At 74.5% G+C, this 13227-nt stretch carries 13 protein-coding genes; 1 reads left to right on the top strand and 12 read right to left on the bottom strand.

Features of this window, described 5'->3' with window-relative positions; translation table 11 throughout:
- Positions 1-73 precede the first annotated feature (73 nt).
- From ACFQBR_RS23440 to ACFQBR_RS23400, 9 genes are all read right to left on the bottom strand, one after another.
- The gene (locus ACFQBR_RS23440; protein WP_344178682.1) at positions 74-949 is read right to left on the bottom strand and encodes a F510_1955 family glycosylhydrolase; all 876 of its coding nucleotides are present in this window, start codon (positions 947-949) and stop codon (positions 74-76) included.
- 69 nt (positions 950-1018) lie between these two features.
- Positions 1019-1648: a DUF305 domain-containing protein gene (locus ACFQBR_RS23435; RefSeq protein ID WP_344178686.1), complete on the bottom strand. Its 630-nt coding sequence runs from the start codon at positions 1646-1648 to the stop codon at positions 1019-1021.
- A gap of 123 nt (positions 1649-1771) precedes the next feature.
- A complete protein-coding gene (locus ACFQBR_RS23430) occupies positions 1772-2266 on the bottom strand; it encodes a DUF6153 family protein (protein WP_344178688.1) in 495 nt (164 codons plus the stop codon).
- Positions 2267-2589: 323 nt separating this feature from the next.
- Complete coding sequence (locus ACFQBR_RS23425) at positions 2590-3006, bottom strand: hypothetical protein (RefSeq protein WP_344178690.1); 417 nt, start codon at positions 3004-3006, stop codon at positions 2590-2592.
- A gap of 103 nt (positions 3007-3109) precedes the next feature.
- Positions 3110-4603: a SulP family inorganic anion transporter gene (locus ACFQBR_RS23420; protein ID WP_344178693.1), complete on the bottom strand. Its 1494-nt coding sequence runs from the start codon at positions 4601-4603 to the stop codon at positions 3110-3112.
- Positions 4604-5178: 575 nt separating this feature from the next.
- Positions 5179-5583: a MerR family transcriptional regulator gene (locus tag ACFQBR_RS23415; protein ID WP_352985917.1), complete on the bottom strand. Its 405-nt coding sequence runs from the start codon at positions 5581-5583 to the stop codon at positions 5179-5181.
- A 155-nt stretch (positions 5584-5738) separates the two neighbouring features.
- Positions 5739-5990: a hypothetical protein gene (locus tag ACFQBR_RS23410; protein ID WP_344178698.1), complete on the bottom strand. Its 252-nt coding sequence runs from the start codon at positions 5988-5990 to the stop codon at positions 5739-5741.
- Positions 5991-5992: 2 nt separating this feature from the next.
- Positions 5993-7339 carry a TRAP transporter large permease subunit gene (locus tag ACFQBR_RS23405; RefSeq protein WP_344178700.1) on the bottom strand — a complete coding sequence of 449 codons (1347 nt, stop codon included), beginning with the start codon at positions 7337-7339 and terminating at the stop codon, positions 5993-5995.
- A 235-nt stretch (positions 7340-7574) separates the two neighbouring features.
- Positions 7575-8942, bottom strand: a complete 1368-nt coding sequence (locus tag ACFQBR_RS23400; protein ID WP_378554410.1) for an RraA family protein — start codon at positions 8940-8942, stop codon at positions 7575-7577.
- A gap of 207 nt (positions 8943-9149) precedes the next feature.
- Between ACFQBR_RS23400 and ACFQBR_RS23395 the strand changes: the two genes are divergently transcribed.
- Positions 9150-9908 carry an IclR family transcriptional regulator gene (locus ACFQBR_RS23395; RefSeq protein WP_344178705.1) on the top strand — a complete coding sequence of 253 codons (759 nt, stop codon included), beginning with the start codon at positions 9150-9152 and terminating at the stop codon, positions 9906-9908.
- A 73-nt stretch (positions 9909-9981) separates the two neighbouring features.
- Here the strand turns inward: ACFQBR_RS23395 and ACFQBR_RS23390 are convergent, their stop codons facing one another.
- The 3 genes from ACFQBR_RS23390 to ACFQBR_RS23380 form a co-directional block, all read right to left on the bottom strand.
- Positions 9982-11370 carry a tripartite tricarboxylate transporter permease gene (locus ACFQBR_RS23390; protein ID WP_344178708.1) on the bottom strand — a complete coding sequence of 463 codons (1389 nt, stop codon included), beginning with the start codon at positions 11368-11370 and terminating at the stop codon, positions 9982-9984.
- Positions 11367-11783: a hypothetical protein gene (locus tag ACFQBR_RS23385; protein WP_344178710.1), complete on the bottom strand. Its 417-nt coding sequence runs from the start codon at positions 11781-11783 to the stop codon at positions 11367-11369. Before ACFQBR_RS23385 ends, ACFQBR_RS23390 begins: the two co-directional genes overlap by 4 nt.
- A gap of 119 nt (positions 11784-11902) precedes the next feature.
- Entirely contained in the window at positions 11903-13171 is a 1269-nt protein-coding gene (locus ACFQBR_RS23380; protein ID WP_344178713.1) for a hydroxymethylglutaryl-CoA reductase, degradative, read from the bottom strand.
- Positions 13172-13227: the final 56 nt, after the last annotated feature.

Genomic DNA, 13227 nt, shown 5'->3' with positions numbered 1-13227 from the left:
CAGGGTCGCGGGGCAGGGGGCTCGGAGAGGCGAGGGCCGCGGTCGCCGCGCGTGCGACCGCGGCCCCCTGCCCTCACCAGGAACCGAAGACGGAACCGCCGTCGGTGGACCGGACCACCCGGTCACCGGCCACCGCGACGACCTGGTCGGCGTCGGCGTGGAGCGCCTGCGCCCCGCCGTCGATCCGTCCGGTCGGCTCCCACGACGCGCCGGCGTCCTCACTGCGGTGGACGCCGCCGTCCGGCGCGACCCCGAGGACGGTGTCCGTCCCCGGGACCCAGTCGACCAGCGCCAGCGGCGGCGCCCCGTCGACGGCGGAGAATCCGGACCCGCCGTCGGTCGAGCGCACCAGCCCGTCCCGCGTGGTCGCCACGACGGTCCGGCCGTCGTCGTCCACCCCCAGGGAGAACGGTTCGACGCCCTCGTCGAGCGCCTCCCACGTGGTGCCGTCCTCCGTCGCGCGCAGGGCGCCGTCGAACCCGACCACCCTGTCGGGCGTCGCGGCCAGGGCGTGGAAGTCCGACCGCCCCGCCCTCGACAGCGCCTGCCAGGTCGACCCGCCGTCGCGGGACTCGATCAGGCCCACCGGGTCGGGCATGTCCACCCCCGGGTGAGGGTGTCCGCTCGCCACGTAGCGTCCCGGCCCGGCGACCGCAAAGCCCATCAGGTCGATGGCCGGACCGACCCTGCTCGCCTCGGCGGCCCCGTCCCCCGTGCCCGGGGCGGGCAGGACGTAGAGGCCCTCGTGGGTGGCGACCAGGATGTCGCCGCTCGCGGGATCGACGTCCACGGCGTGCACGTGCGACACCTCCCCGGGCAGCGCGACGCCCGCCGCGGCCGTCCCGGACGAACGGTCGGCCCCCTCCTGCCCCTCCGCCGCGCACCCGGCCGCCATGACCGCCAGGACCGCCGTCGCGGCCGACAGGCGCGTCCTCTGTCTCGTACTCACTCTTCCCACCGATTCCTCCGAAGGCCGATCGGGCGCCGGGCCGGTCGCCCGGCGCCCGCGTGGACGCGGTCAGTGACCGCCGTGCTCCCCGCTCCCGGCGGACTCGTCCCGGTCGCCGCCACCGGCGCCGCCGAGCATGGTGTCCATCAGCTCGATCTCGGACCGCTGCGCGTCGACGATCTCCTGCGCCAGCTCCCGGGCCTCGGGGTCTGCGCCCTCCTCCAGCTCGGTCTCGGCCATCGCGACGGCCCCCTCGTGGTGGAGGACCATCAGCTCCAGGAACAGGGTGTCGAAGGCCCCGCCCTCGGCCCGCTCCAGCTCGGCCATCTGCTCCTGCGACAGCATGCCGTCCATGCCCGCGTGGTCCCCGGCGCCGGTGTCGCCGGTGTCCTCGCCCCACGACTCCAGCAGGCCGTTCATCCTGTCGATCTCCGGCCCCTGGGCCGCCTCGATCTCCTCCGCCAGCGCGCGGACGTCCTCACCGGCCCGCGTCCGGGCCAGCTCCGACATCTCCACGGCCTGGCGGTGGTGCGGGATCATCATCCGGGCGAACTCCACGTCCGCCCCGTTGAACGCGGCGGCGCCCCGGTCGGCCGCCTCCGGCGCCGGGCCGTCGCCGGTTCCGCCGCACGAGGCCAGGAGCAGGGTTGCGGCGACCGCGGCCGCCGCCGAGGCGAGGGTGCGCTTGTTCTCGGTCATGGTCGGTCCTTCTCTCTTCCGTGTGGTCCTGTCGCCGCGCGCCCGGACCGGGCCGGCGCGGCGTCGCTGCAGAGGTGTCGGCCGGACGGCGCACCGGGTTCCGCGTGCGCCGTCCGGGGGCTCCTATATGCGGAGCACCTGCAACCGGGCGAGAGAGGGCGGATCGGGGGGCCGGCGCAGGGGACCGGCCGACCGCCGGACCGACGGCGGTGTGTGCGAGGGCGTTCCGGGCCACCGGGAGAACACCACCGTGGCGACCCCCAGGAGGACGGCCGCCAGGCCGAGGACCGCCAGGCACATCAGCGTGGGGTCCGTGGGCGGGGGCTCGGCGGCGCCGGGGCCGGGCGCCGCCCGCTCCGGGACGGCGGCCGCCGGGGACGCGTCGGCGTCGGCGGCACCGCCCTGCCACGCGGCCACGGCCGTCGGCGCGGGTCCGCCGCCGTGGTGGCCCTCGGACACGTGCCCGAGCGTGTGCATCGCGCCCACGCCCAGCACGAGCGCGGCCGTCAGCAGGAGCCGCAGCCGGGCGGGCTTCGGTCGCGGGCGCGCGGCCGACCGCCGCCGGGTCCCGACAGGGGCCCTCGGCGTGTTCGGGCCGGCCGCGTCGGGCGCGGTCACGCCGGCCTCTCCCCTGCGGCGTGCTCCGCGCGGTCCTCGGGGGCGGTGGTCGTCCATGTCGGCCTCGTCATGGGGTGGCGCGCTCCGTGGAGCGCTGCGGGACAGAAGGCGTCGTCGCGGCCTGCGCGGCGCGGGCCGCGGGCCGGGGGCAGCGCCTCCGGAGCGGGCGCCGCGGACACCGCACCGGCGCCGGGGTCGGCGAAGGTCCGGGGGGCGGTGCCCGAGGTGTGGCCGGGCGCGCCGGCCCGGCGCTCCTCAGGTCGCGAGGGGCCGCGGGCGGACGCGCGGGCGCGCGTGCTCGGAGGTGCTGCCGTTCGGCCGGTCTACACCCGGCGGACGCACAGGGACACGAGTGCTCTCGTGCCCGCGAGGGGCAGCCCCCGGCGGCGCCGCGGCGGACGGTGGCCGCCGACCGGGCGCGGCGCGGGGAGGAGCGGGCCGGCGAACGCGAAGACGCCGAGGCCCAGCAGTGCGGACGCGGAGAGGGACCCGCCGCGCTGGTCGGCCACGACGTCCGCGTCCTCGTCACAGGTGCCGTGCCCGTCGGCGTGCGGTGCGTCGGGGACGGGGGCCGCGTGTGCGGCCGTCCCGCCCGCCGTGGTCGGGGAGGCGGCGGAGGCCTCGGACGGAGCCGCGTGCGGATGGCACAGCAGGACGGCCACGAGGCCCAGGGCCGACAGCACGACGAGGACCGCCCTGGTCCAGAGCGGCCTCATCGTCGTCGCGGTTGCCGTGGCCACGTCCACGAGGTTACCCACACCGTCGGCCCGTCCGGCGGCGCCCCCGGGGATCCGTCCCGGGGGGCGCCTCAGCCCCGGGACGGGCCCGTCTTCCGGGGCCCGGTCAGTGCCCGGCGGGGAGCCTGCCCGACAGTTCCCGGTGCAGGTGCGCGCTGGGCCGGTTGAGCCCGGTGATCTCCACCTCCACGCCGTGTCTGCGGAAGCGTTCGGTCACCTGGTCCAGAGCGGCGACCGCCGAGGAGTCCCACACGTGGGCCCCGGTCATGTCCACCACGGCCTTCTCCACCCCCTCCTCGGTGTAGTCGAACCGGTCGACCAGCGCCCCGGTCGAGGCGAAGAACACCTCGCCGTTGACCGAGTACACGCGTGTGCCGCCCTCGGGGTCCAGCACGCTGGTGACGCCCGCCTGCACGGCGGCCCCTCCGGCGAAGGTCACCATCGACACGACCACGCCCACGATCACGCCCAGGGCCAGGTTGTGCGTGGCCACGACCACGGCGACGGTGACGACCATGACCAGGGTCTCGGTCCAGGGCATCCTCCTGACCGTCCCGGGGGCGATGCTGTGCCAGTCGAAGGTCACGACGGACACGAACACCATCACCGCGACCAGGGCGGCGATGGGGATCATCCCCACGAGGTCGCCCAGCCCGACGCACAGCACGAGCAGGAACGCCCCCGCCAGGAACGTCGAGACGCGGGTGCGGGCTCCGGAGCTGACGTTGATCATGGTCTGGCCGATCATCGCGCAGCCGGCCATGCCGCCGAAGAAGCCGACCAGGACGTTGGCGATGCCCTGTCCGCGGGCCTCGCGCGCGTGGTTGGAGGTGGTCCCGGTCTGGTCGTCGACGACCTTGGCGGTCATCAGCGACTCCATCAGCCCCACCAGGGCGAGGGTCAGGGAGTAGGGCGCGATGAGGACGAGCGTGTCCAGGGTGAAGGGCACGTCCGGGATCAGCGGGACCGGGAGGGTGTCGGGCAGCTGCCCCATGTCGCCGACCGTCCGGCCGGGGATGCCCAGGCCGATCGCGGCCACGGTGAGCACGACGATGGCGACCAGCGGGGCCGGGACGGCCTTGGTGAGCAGCGGCAGCCCGAAGATGATGCCCAGTCCCACGGCGACCATCACGTAGACCGGTACGCCGGCCCCGACCAGGTGCGGCATCTGGGCCAGGAAGATGAGGACGGCCAGGGCGTTGATGAACCCCGTCATCACGCTGGGCGGCACGAACCTCATCAGCTTGGCGACGCCGAGCAGGCCCAGGGCGACCTGGACGACCCCGGCCAGGATGGTGGCGGCGATGAGGTGGTCGACGCCGTGCTCCATCGACAGCGGCGCGGCCACCAGGGCCATGGCCCCCGTGGCGGCGGAGATCATCGCCGGCCGCCCGCCCAGGAAGGCGATCGACACGGCCATGACGAAGGAGGCGTACAGGCCCACGCGGGGGTCGACCCCCGCGATGATGGAGAAGGCGATGGCCTCGGGGATCAGCGCGAGCGCGACGACCAGTCCGGCCATCACGTCGGCGCGCAGCTGGGCGCCGCCGGGGAGCTTCGACAACAGAGCCCTCGAGGGGTTCTTCACAGGCAGATTCATGGAACCCGTCCGATTCGGGCGGCCCGCGGCGCGGACCGCTGCGTGCAGGTCTGTGGTGCGGCATCGGCGCGCGGGGGCGGTGCGCCGGACGGCAGGGGCCCGGGTCGGCGCGCGGCGGCAGGCGGTCCGGATCCACCGGGATCGGGGCGAACGCGCGCGGGGGTTCCTCGCGGCGACCCTGCTCGCCTCAACTCTACTCTCACGTAAGGGTTGAATCCTGTGTCGGGACTGAGACGGCCCTCACACCGCCACCCGCTTTCCCTGCCGCCCCACGCCCCACGCCCCACGCCCCACGCCCCACGCCCCACGCCCCACGCCCCACGCCCCACTCGACGGGAGTGTGTCACCGGCACGGCCCGGAGGCATGAGGGAGACGGCGCCCGCGCCGGACGCCCGGTGCCGCAGGCGCCGCGGCCCCCGCCGGGCGCGGACGGCCCGCCCACGGGAGCCGGGGCCAGGGGCTTCACGGCTGCGCGCGGACCCCGCGCCGCCCGCGGACCCCGTGGACGCACGGGCGGCGCGGCCCGCCCGAACTCACGGGGCGACGGGCTGCCCGGCCCCGCGGTGGAGCGGCCTCACGCGCCGCCGTCGAGCCTGGCGCGCTGGTCGCGGAGGCGCCCGGCGAACTCCTCCGCCATGTCCAGGCGCTCGCGCAGGACCCGGCAGCGCTCCGCCGCAGCCTCGCCGAAGGCGTCCAGCCGGGCCAGCAGGCCGGCGCGCTCGTCCGGCGTCACCCCGCCGGCCTCCAGGGCATCGAAGGCGCCGAGCAGGTCGCGCATCTCCTCCAGGCTGAACTCCAGCGGCTTCATCCGCTTGACGAGGAGCAGGCGTTCGACGTCGGCGCCGGTGTAGAGGCGGAACCCGCCCTTGGAGCGCGCCGACGGCTCCACCAGCCCGACCTCCCCGTAGTAGCGGATCGTACGCAGCGACAGCCCCGTGCGCTCGGCGACCTCACCGATCTGCATGCGGTCCTCGCCCATACGGGCCCCTCCTCAGGTACGACGCTCCACGGCCTCGGGGAGGGGCCCGCCGCGCGGGACGCGCCTCCCCGGAGGGACAAGCCTGACACGGCGCGCGGACGGGAACGACCCGCCCCGCACGCCCGGGCCGCCGGGTCCTGTCCCGGCCGTCGTGCCTACTCGCCCCCCTCGGCCGGCTCGGGCGCCAGGTAGTTGCCGATGTATCCGAGGACCCCGAACACCGCGGCGGCGGTGATCGTCGGCACGAACAGCCACGTGGAGCTGGCGGTGATCCAGTCCGGCCGCTGGGCCACCACCCCGGCCAGCTGGCCGAGGACGAGAAGGCTCCCGAGGGCGAAGCAGGCCAGGAGCCCGAGCTTGAAGAGCGCGCGGACGACGGTGAACGCCCGAGACTTGACGGCGGTCATGTTCAGCCCCCCAGGACCGGTAGGAAGCCCCATCCGATGAGGCAGCCGATGAGGAAGATCGGGATCATGTAGTACGCGATCAGCGGCAGGAACGTGCTCTCGGGGCGCGCGCCGGTCAGGCCCGCCGCCACGAAGATCGACCCTGAGGCCGGTGGGGACGCCCCCTCCGTGGAGGCGAACACGAGGATGGCGACGACCGCGAGGAGCGGGTCCACGCCCACGCCCACCAGGGCCAGGAAGGAGATCTGGCCCACCGCCGTGAGGGTCGCCGTGGACGAGAGCGGTCCGGCGACCAGGGTCACCACCAGGCCGACCACGGCGACGAGCAGGAAGCGGTTGACCGGCAGGTCGGCGAGCAGCGCGTTGACGTCCTCGGCGAGCCCCAGCCGGCCGAGGATCTCGCTGGCCGCGATAGCGAAGAACAGCAGGGCGCCGATGGTGGCGAACTTGGGCATGGCGCCGTCGAGCAGCGCCGACCAGCCGCGGAGGTTCCCGGGCAGCCGGTCGCGCCCCGCGACGAGGGAGAACCCGATGATCATGATCGGGATCCAGGTCAGCAGGGAGATCTCGCCCAGCGCGTCGCCGACGGGGGTGGACGTCGCGAGGAAGTCGGCCACGGGGCCGATCGTGACGACGATGGGGATGAGGGCGCCCAGGAAGATCGACAGCGCGCCCGCGCCCTCCCTGAGCGACGTGCGCAGGGGGACGAGGTCCTGCCTGTCGGCCTTGGGGATGCCGTCCCTGCGGACGAAGTACATGACCAGGCCGATCCTGAGCAGGATCTGGTAGGCGCCGGCCACGAGCAGGGCCAGGTAGACCTGGCCCGTGGTGACCATGCCGCCGGTGAACCCGACCATGATGACCATGGACGCACTGGGCGGCAGTGCGGCGCCCATGCCCCCGTTGCCCGCGAGGACCGTCGCCGCGCGGGTGGGGGTCCACCCGGTGCGCACCATCCACGGCCCGGTGAAGGAGCCGCTGGAGGCGGTGTTGGCGGAGTTGGACCCCGAGAGGGAGCCGAAGACCGCCGACCCCGCCGTGTCGATGAACGCGGGGCCGCCGCGGATGCGCCCGAAGACCGAGTTGAGGATGGCCAGGATCTTCTGGATGAGACCCGTGACGTCGATCAGGTGGGCCATGAACACGAACGCCAGGGCGGCGTAGAGCACGTCGTGGGTGAGGGCGTCGGCGAGCCCGCCCAGCAGGTAGGCGGGGGCCTGCGCTCCGGCGAAGAGCGCGGTGGTGATCATCCCGAGGAGCATCGCCTCGCCCATGTTCCTCTTGAACACGACGTTCCAGACGATGATCACGGCGATGAAGGCCGCGAGGGCTAGGAGTGCGGTGGGCATGGTGCGACCTTCGGGGGTGGGGCGGGCTGGTGCTGGTGGCGGCCGGTGCCCGCGGGCTCCGTACCGGCGCGGGCCGTGGGGGCTGCGGAGCCGCTGAGGACAGCGGGGGTCGTGGAGGCGGTGGGGACCTCGGACGCCGCGGGAGCCGGGAGGACTGCGGAGAAGGCTCCGTCGGCAGGGAGGGCCGGACCCGCGGCGGCGGGGAGGGGGACGGCGGACGGGCCGGGGCGGCGTCTCATCCGCGTTCACCGCGGATGGCGTCGCGGCGGCGCGCCTCGTCCTCGACGACGCCCCGGGCGGCGAGGAGGGCCTGCTCGGCCTCCAAGCGCGGGACGACGAACACGCCGTCGCCGTCGGCGACGACGATGTCCCCGGTGGCGCAGACGGCGCCGCCCACCGCGATCGGCACGCCGACGTGACCGGGGCCGTCCTTGTAGGGCCCTGCCGGGGAGACCCCGGCCGCCCAGACGGGGAAGCCGAGGTCGCGGAGCTCGTCGACGTCGCGGACCGCCCCGTCGACCACCATGCCGCGGATGCCGCGGTTGAGGGCGCGCTCGGCGATGAGCTCGCCCAGCAGCGCGCGGGAGCGGTCCCCGCCGCCGTTGACCACCAGGACGTCCCCGGGAAGGGCCCGGCCGAGGGCCCGGTGCAGGGCCCGGTTGTCGCCGGGTCGCGTCAGGACGGTGAGCGCGCGCCCCGCGACACGGGCGCCGGGCCACACCGACCGGATGTGAGGGGAGACGAAGCCGAGGCGGTCGCGGCCGTCGCCGATGGCGGCGGTGGGGATCCCGGCGAACGCGTCGGCCAGGGCCCGCGTGTCGTCCTGGGCGCGGCGGGCCAGGGCCAGGTGGCGGTCGGCGGCACCGGCGCTGACCGGGGCGTCGACGCCCAGACCGGCGAGAAGGTCGATGCTGGCCCGGAGCTCGTTGGACCTGCGCAGGGCGTGCAGGCGGGTGCCCTTGTTCAGACGGTCCAGGGCGGCCGGGCCCTCGGACAGGGCGTCGGCGATCTGCTCGCGCACCCAGGCCTCATCGCCCGCGGCGGCGCCGGCGTCCACGGCCTCGGTGATGAGGGCTCCGAGGCCCTTCATGAAGACGCTGCGCAGCAGTTTGCGGCGCGTGGCGTCGCCGACCTCGCCGCCGATGGGCTCGGTCCCGGCGTCGACCGCGCCCAGCAGACGCACCGCGTCCCCGGAGGCCGCGCCGGACAGGAGCACCTTGGCCCTGGCGCCGAGCACCAGCACCGATCCGATGATTGCCCCGTCCACGACCCGCGCGGACGTGCCGAGGGCCTGCGCGACGCGGATCTTGGTCTCCGGCGAGGAGGCGTTGAGGTCCACGTAGACCGCGTCGTCGCGCAGTGCGGGGCGGGCCGCGTCGGCGGCCGCGACCGCGTGCGCCGCCGTGGTGAGCCCGAGGACCAGGTCGGCTCCCGCGACGGCGTCGGCGGTGGAGTCGGCCCGCCCCACTCCGGCGGGGGTGGGCGTCTCGCCCGGGTCGTAGCCCGAGGTCTCCCAACCCGCGGCCGCGAACGCCGTGGCGTAGGTGGATCCGGCTTCGCCCAACCCGAGGACGGCGACCTTCATCGTCACACCTTCTATCATTCAGTGATAGTTACTATTACCAACTGAGAGGAAGTGTGACCTGCGACGCTTCACGCTGTCAACCCGGCGGAAACCCGTCCGCTACCTTGGGAGCGAGGACCGAGCGGCGGAACCGCCGTGCCCGCCGGGGCCGCGGCCCTCACGAAGGCGTCGGAACGGCCCCCGGGACAAGCCGGAATCGCAACGGAAGGGCTGGGGACAGCGAGTATGGGAGCCCCGACCGGGACCGGGAACCAGGGACGCACGCTCGACCGGGCCCTGGACGTCCTGGAGTGCCTGGAGCGCGCGCGCGGGCCGCTCCGGCTCAGCGAGATCGCCAGGGAGAGCGACCTCCACCTGGCCACGACCCAGCGGACCGTCAACCAGCTCGTGCGGCGCGGCTACATCCAGCAGGACGGCCTCGGGTACTCGCTCGGTCCGGTGATCCTGTCCCTGGCCCACGCGTTCGTCGTCAACGACCGGCTCAGCACGGTCGCGACGCCGATCCTGACCGAGCTGTCGGCCTCGACCGGGCTGACCTCGTCGCTCTTCGTGCGCTCCGGGCTCGAACGCATCCTCGTCGCACGCGTGGACGGGGTGGACCCCCTGCGCTACCAGTTCCCCATCGGGCGACGGGTCCCGCTGGACCTCGGCGGCGGCAAGGTCCTCCTCGCCCACGGGGACGACGCGGAACTCGACGACTACCTCGCGGACCTGCCCGACGCCCGACTCGCGGACGGACGGGTGCAGACCCCGGACGACCTGCGCGCGGAGCTCGAGCGCATCAGGGAGACCGGCTATCACCTGGCCGAGTCCGAACGCGAGCTCGGTGCGCTCAGCCTCACCCGGCCCGTCCCCGGCCACGACGGCGGCGCGGCGGCGGCCATCAACCTGGTGACGACCACGGAGACGACCGCTCCGGAGGAGCTCCTGGCCCTCCTGCCCGAGATCTCACGCGCCGCCGGGGCCATCGGCGCCAGGATCTAGCACGGCGGCCGGCAGCCGGGCATGCGGGGGCCCCGGCCGCGTGATCGCGACCGGGGCCTGCGGACCGAACCCCTCAGCCGACCAGGGCCAGCAGGGCCGGGACGGTCAGGACCGCCACGTAGAAGCCCATGAACTGCACACCCGTGTGCATGTTGAGGAACTTGTTCAGGAGCCCTCCGACCAGGCCCACCGTGAGGGTGACGCCGACCGCGAGCAGCCCGCCCTCGTACAGGCAGATCACCATGATCAGACCGGCGAAGGCGCCGATGATCGCCTCGTGGGAGACCTTGCGCATCACGAACGAGGCGGCGCGGTGCGCGTAGGTCATCGCGAAGGGGTACGCCACGGCCGACGCCAGCGCCACGCCCAGCAGCCCGTACACCAGGAACTCGCCGCCCGACAGCAGGTCGTGCAGGTTGTTCGTGGCACCGGTCTCGGTGTCCACCGTGTACACGGGCGGCGCGTTGAACAGCGGCGCGGCCGGGCCGGCGGCCATCGGCGAGAGCGGCAGGCCCAGCGCGATCAGCGGGATCAGCGTCTCCGCGATGTAGGTGGACTCGGTCGTGCCGTTGCGCACCGACATCACCGAGGTCAGCCGGTGGTAGCCGTTCTTGATGCGCGCGCCGGCGATCTCGCCCATCAGCACGGTCATGGCCACCGGGGAGAACACGAACGTCGCGCTGGAGACGCCGGCCGCCGCGCTCGTGTACCCCAGCTGCTTGCGGTCCAGGACCTTCAGCGGGTTGGGCAGCCGCCCCTTCCAGGTCCGGGTGTCCGGGGCCAGGTCGAAGGTGCGCGGCGCCTCCCGGCGCAGCGAGGCGCGCCCCGACGGCGACAGCGCCATGAGCAGGTCGGCGATCAGCGGGCCGGTCGCGATGCCCAGGAAGAAGCTGATCGACAGGGACGTCCCGGTGGTGTTCGTGACGAAGGCCTGGAGGCCCACGACCAGCAGCACGAACGGCACCAGCGCCAGCACGGAGGCCAGGCGGCCCTTGGAGGTGTAGGCGATGAGCACGGCCGCGGCCACGAAGATCCACGGCGCCGCCCTGCCGATGGTGTCGGCGAAGGGGCTGAGCAGCCAGGCGAACAGGACCGCCAGCGGCACCGAGATGAACGCGGCGACCACACCGCCCGAGATGGCCTTGCGCAGCGCGATGTGCGGCACCCCGAGTTCGCGCAGCATCTGCGCGTCCCTGAGCATCGGCACCGCCATGGTGTCGCCGGGGATGCCCAGCAGCGTGGTGGGGATGGCGTGCGTGATGTGCTTGGCGACGATCCCCGCCATGAAGAAGGTGAACACCCCGGGCGCGGGGACGCCCAGCAGCACCACGAGGAGGGTCAGCGGGGCCACCGTCGCGGTCTCGTCGGTGCCCGAGACCAGTCCGATCAGCGCGAAGACCATCGCGCCGACCAGGCCCATGCCCAGGGCCCAGGCGGCGTCGGTGAGCAGTTCGGGGCTCATTCGGCCACCGTCCCGCCGCGGCGCTCGTGCTGCGCGCGCAGGTCCTCGTACAGGCCCAGCGCGCGGATCTCGTCCTGGACGGGGCCGGGCAGCTCGCCGGGGTCGCCCAGGGGCCCGTACTCGGCCTCGATGGCGTCCATCGCCTCCGCCCGGCCCTCGCGGGAGGTCTGCTGCTCGGTGACCACGCGCTTGGGCGCGAAGAGGCGGGCGCCGACGAACCCGGCGATCAGGCAGCCGGCCAGACCCACGAGCAGGGCGTAGGACCCGGACAGGGAGTCGTCGCCGGAGCCGCGGGAGAAGAAGAGGTCGGCGACCAGGTAGAGGGGGGTGGCGATGCCCACGCCGAGCGCGATCGCGCCGAGCGTGTGCCGGGAGTCGACGGTGTCGCCCCAGATCTCCAGGAGGTTGGACATGGTTGGTTCCGTTCACTGAGGGTGGCGGGCGCGCGGAGGGCCCTGCGGCCCCGGGCGCCGCGCCGGGTGGGGGCGTGCGGGGGCGGCGGCTGCCGCGCCCCGGCACGGGGTCCGGTGCGTCACCGGCTCCGGATCTCGGCCAGGACGGCCTCGGCGCGGTCGTGCCGGAAGGCCTTCTCCGAGATCAGGACCGCCACGACCCGGTCCACCTCGCCGCCGGCGGCGCCGACGGCGATGGCGATGTTCTTCGCGTGCAGGGACATGTGGCCCCGCTGGATGCCCTCGCCCGCCAGGGCGCGCACGGCGGCGATGTTCTGGGCGAGGCCGACGGCGGTGACGAGTTCGCCCAGTTCCCGGGCCGTGGTCACCTCCGTGACGGCGATGGCCGCGCGCGCGGCCGGGTGGGAGCGGGTCGCCCCGCCGACCAGGCCGACCGGCATCGGCAGTTCCAGGGTGGCCACGATGTCGCCGTCCGCGTTCTTCTCGAAGGTGGACAGCGAGGAGTAGACGCCGTCGGCGTTCACGGCGTGGGAGTGGGCGCCCGCCTCGACCGCGCGGGTGTCGTTCCCGGTGGCCAGGACCACGGCGGACACGCCGTTCATGATGCCCTTGTTGTGGGTGGCGGCCCGGTACGGGTCGGCGGCGGCGAGCCGGTAGGCGTGGATCATGTCGTCCACGATCTCGGCCCCGCCGAGGGCTTCGGCGTCCAGGACGGCGCGGGCCCGGCTCAGCCGCAGGTCGGCCTTGTTGGTGAGGATGCGCAGCACGGCCCGGCCGCCCGCGATCTCCGCCAGGCGCGGGGCCACGGCCTCGGCCATGGTGTTGACGGCGTTGGCGCCCATGGCGTCGCGCACGTCCACGACCAGGTGCGCGACGACGTAGGTGGCGCCGAGCGCCTCGACGGTGCGCACGGTAAGGTCCAGGACCCCGCCACCCACCTCGGCGAGCTTGGGGTCCTGCGCGGCGGCGAGGGCGATCAGCTCGTCGCGGGCCTCCAGCACCCGCAGCCGGGCCCCGGCCGGGTCGACGACGTCCACGACCTGTACCTGGGCCTGCATGACGGGTCCGGTGCTGCTGGTGGTGAAGCCGCCCCTCACCCGGGCGATCCGGGCGGCGTTGCTCGCCGCCGCGACCACGGACGGCTCCTCGGTGGCCATCGGCACCAGCACGTCCCGCCCGTTGACGGTCACGTTGGTGGCGATGCCGACGGGGATGCCCATGACGCCGACGACGTTCTCGATCATGTGCTCGGCGGCCTCCACTCCCAGCCCGCCCGGCTCCAGGGCGTCGAACACGGCGGGTTCCACGCCGCTCTCCCTCGCCACGGCCTCCCGGCGCTCCTGGACCGTGAGCGTGCGGAACCCGGTCAACCTGCTGTTCTGAGCCACTGCGTGCTTCCCCCGTGGAACGGGCACCGGTGTGCGGTGCGTCACTGCTGTCCGGT

This window comes from Nocardiopsis tropica (genome assembly GCF_042660575.1).
GTDB classification, from domain to species: Bacteria; Actinomycetota; Actinomycetes; order Streptosporangiales; family Streptosporangiaceae; genus Nocardiopsis; species Nocardiopsis tropica.
Note: the sequence above shows the minus strand (reverse complement) of the source record. Positions and strands in the feature narration are given on the sequence as shown.